At 42.8% G+C, this 2,751-nt stretch carries 5 protein-coding genes; 3 read left to right on the forward strand and 2 right to left on the reverse strand.

The annotated features are described in order from the left end of the window. Positions 1-183, forward strand: a 183-nt coding sequence (locus ACTQ34_RS17715) for a hypothetical protein (RefSeq protein WP_441364920.1), incomplete at its 5' end; no start/stop codon positions are given. Here the strand turns inward: ACTQ34_RS17715 and ssb are convergent. Next, on the reverse strand, positions 137-757 hold the full coding sequence (gene ssb, locus ACTQ34_RS17720; protein ID WP_441364921.1) for a single-stranded DNA-binding protein: 621 nt from the start codon (positions 755-757) through the stop codon (positions 137-139). The genes ACTQ34_RS17715 and ssb overlap by 47 nt on opposite strands. 176 nt (positions 758-933) lie before the next feature. On the opposite strand from ssb, the gene ACTQ34_RS17725 reads away from it, so the two are divergent. Together ACTQ34_RS17725 and ACTQ34_RS17730 are read left to right on the forward strand one after the other, a co-directional pair. Further along, entirely contained in the window at positions 934-1,140 is a 207-nt protein-coding gene (locus ACTQ34_RS17725; protein ID WP_441364922.1) for a hypothetical protein, read from the forward strand. Then, positions 1,137-1,388: a hypothetical protein gene (locus ACTQ34_RS17730; RefSeq protein WP_441364923.1), complete on the forward strand. Its 252-nt coding sequence runs from the start codon at positions 1,137-1,139 to the stop codon at positions 1,386-1,388. The genes ACTQ34_RS17725 and ACTQ34_RS17730 overlap by 4 nt, the downstream gene beginning before the upstream one ends. Before the next feature lie 503 nt (positions 1,389-1,891). On the opposite strand, the gene ACTQ34_RS17735 is transcribed toward ACTQ34_RS17730, so the two are convergent. Continuing rightward, a complete protein-coding gene (locus ACTQ34_RS17735) occupies positions 1,892-2,623 on the reverse strand; it encodes a hypothetical protein (protein WP_441364924.1) in 732 nt (243 codons plus the stop codon). Between the last annotated feature and the right edge of the window lie 128 nt (positions 2,624-2,751).

Below are 2,751 nucleotides of genomic sequence, written 5' to 3' on the forward strand. Positions count from 1 at the left end.
TTCAGCACGTCTGCCTTGTATTCTGCACTGTATTTCTGTCCCATCTTCAACACCCTTTCTGTTCTTCATTATACCACCTTGGGTGTGCGGTTTTATTGTATCACTCCAGAAGTAGAAACGTTGGCCGGCGGCAACATCATCGCCCGTCCCCACTTTGCTCAGGTGATGCTTCGCCGTGGCTAGGGTCATATCCCTGCGGTACGGTTACCTCGGTGATACTATAATCACCGACAGGCAAGCTAACGATATGTGCAGCACAATCCCCGCCGGACAGAATATTCTGCGCTGCAATATCACCATTGGAACGATATAGGTCATAAGCAGCACCGGATAACACCTCACCACTGACCACATCGATTGCTGTAATCTGCAATCCACCTATCGGCCCTTTTGTAAACCTTTCCGCAGTTCCAAGGCACATACGCTGACATTTAGTTTCACCTAATTGCGTCCGATCACACTGAACTTCAAAAGTGAGATGGCAATTCTTCTGCGTATCCTGCCATATGCGAGAGGTGAGCTGACCCGTCACAATGGCGAGCATACCTTTAGAAAATTGCTGCGATACAAATTGAGCATTTTCACGCCATGCGACACAGGGGATGCAACTGATCTTTTCCCCAGTCCTGGAAGTACGGCCGGTAACGGCCAGTTCGAAGGTGCATACAGGAATGTCACCATTAACATATTCGAGTTTGGGATCACATATAAGTCTTCCCATTAAAGCAGAATTGTTGATAGAACTTGTATCACGCATAAAGTATTCTTCCCTTCTATATGTTAGTAGAATATACCACTCCGTATCAAGTGGAGGAACGCAAAGCATTTGTTCCTTCTGAGATGTATGTTCCTTTTCTGACGTGTATTAACGACAGCAAAGCAGAAGTAACATCCTCAGTTCTTACGGAGAATATGCCTGAGGACATCCCGCTTATGGACAAGGATACCTTTGGATGGCTGGCAGCGGTTGGGAACGATGCAGACGGGAAACGCATTTTCATCCCTGACACCCAGCTTGACAATGTGATTTGCAAAATGAGGATGAATAACAGTGGATTGGTGTTAATAACCTGGACAAACCGTATTGTATCTTGCCTGGATAACGCCAAAGTTACAGGAATGGAGGTAATAAAGCTATGAAGGATATGAAGGATATGAAGGATATGAAACAGCTTATGAAAGAGTGGGACAAGTTGAATGATGAGGTTGCTGAATTGACCTGTCTGTCAGAGATTATCACTTATGCAGCTAACACGGGAGAAGGGGATGAAATTGTTCGGTTAAATATCGGAGGAGCAATGAGCCTGTTGAACCGTAGCCTTGACGATATGTACGGAAGATACCAGGCGCTTCTCCTGGAAGTTGAAGGTGTGGTTTCTGCTAATTGAACGAAAAGCCCTTGGGAGCAAAACTCTCAAGGGCTTTTCGTTGTTGCAGTTGCTTTCTGAGGCAGGAAACAGAAAGAGGTACGGGGATAATCAAAGGAAGGTAACAAGAGCAGTCACGCAAACGGTAATAGATTCACTTGACATATCTTAGTTACGACTCTATTGTATCACTTCATTCCACAAAAAGATAGCGAATGGCATTGAACAAATTGCGAATAGCCTTTGAGGTTTTCAATGCCAGTGACACGATAAAAAGAGTGACCAAAACAATTTTGTCGTGACCATGAATTGTCCAACACCCTGGTCACCTTTCGCCTTATTGTAATTATTCATGCCGTGTTGTATCGTGTCATAACTTATCGGTTGACCAAATTGACCGGGAAAATATAGATAAGATAGACGGGAAATCATTCCAGCAGAAACAACCAATAATAAACCTGTTGGGGTTTTGTTGGGTTTTCCAGAAAAAGAAAAGACTACGGAAGCTAAAAACCATTGATAAATCAAGGCTTTTCCGTAGTCTTATTACAGTATATTATATACTTTTCCGAGTTAAGAAACGGAGACAGTATGTCCAATACGCAATAATCAATGTGTTTTGCAACTTGTTTGATATGTGCCGCGAGTAAGCAGTGGAACAAGTTTTCAGGTCGGAATAGGGAGAAGAATTTCATAACTTCTTCAATTTCGGCCCTCACCACATCCAAACCTGTATCAGCGCCATAGCGAGGCATGCCATACTTATATAGGATTCGCTCAATTTCATCCTGCACTTCTCCATAATCTCCACGCTGATAGATCTGATAGAGTTGAGACAAAAGCATCTTTCGGTATTCCAAAACAGGCTGATCTGGTAGAAGTGTCATCGTGTAAAACGTCACGGTATTGTGTCGGCCACTCTCTGCCTTTGAAACATCAAGCATCAAAAAATGGCTCGCAATGCGAACGAATAAAATTAATATGTTTGAATCTTTCGGGGTGTCATTCACCGCTTCACAAAGATTTTTGACTACCGCGCTCTGAGTAAAATATTCAAAGTGAGGAGAGTTCAAATTAACTTCAAACTGTTGGGTATATATACTATAAAACTGTTCGAATAAATCCGGACGCTTTTTATAATGCATCAGTAGCAAATCCAGTGCAGCCGGCAGTTCAGAATGATTTTTAAAACTGCTTAGAATTTGGAGAATATCATCCGAAACGCTTTTACCCTGTTGGTCAAATTTAAATGGCAATGTTCTCACATCAAACGGAGAGGCCATCCCAAACTTTGTGTAAACCTCCGATGTGGTGTAGAATAGGAGCACCACATTGGAGGATTTTTATAATGGCTAGAAAGAATCGTACCCCAGAAGAAAACGCA

Source organism: Agathobaculum sp. LCP25S3_E8, from assembly GCF_052117165.1.
Classification (GTDB): Bacteria; Bacillota; Clostridia; order Oscillospirales; family Butyricicoccaceae; genus Agathobaculum.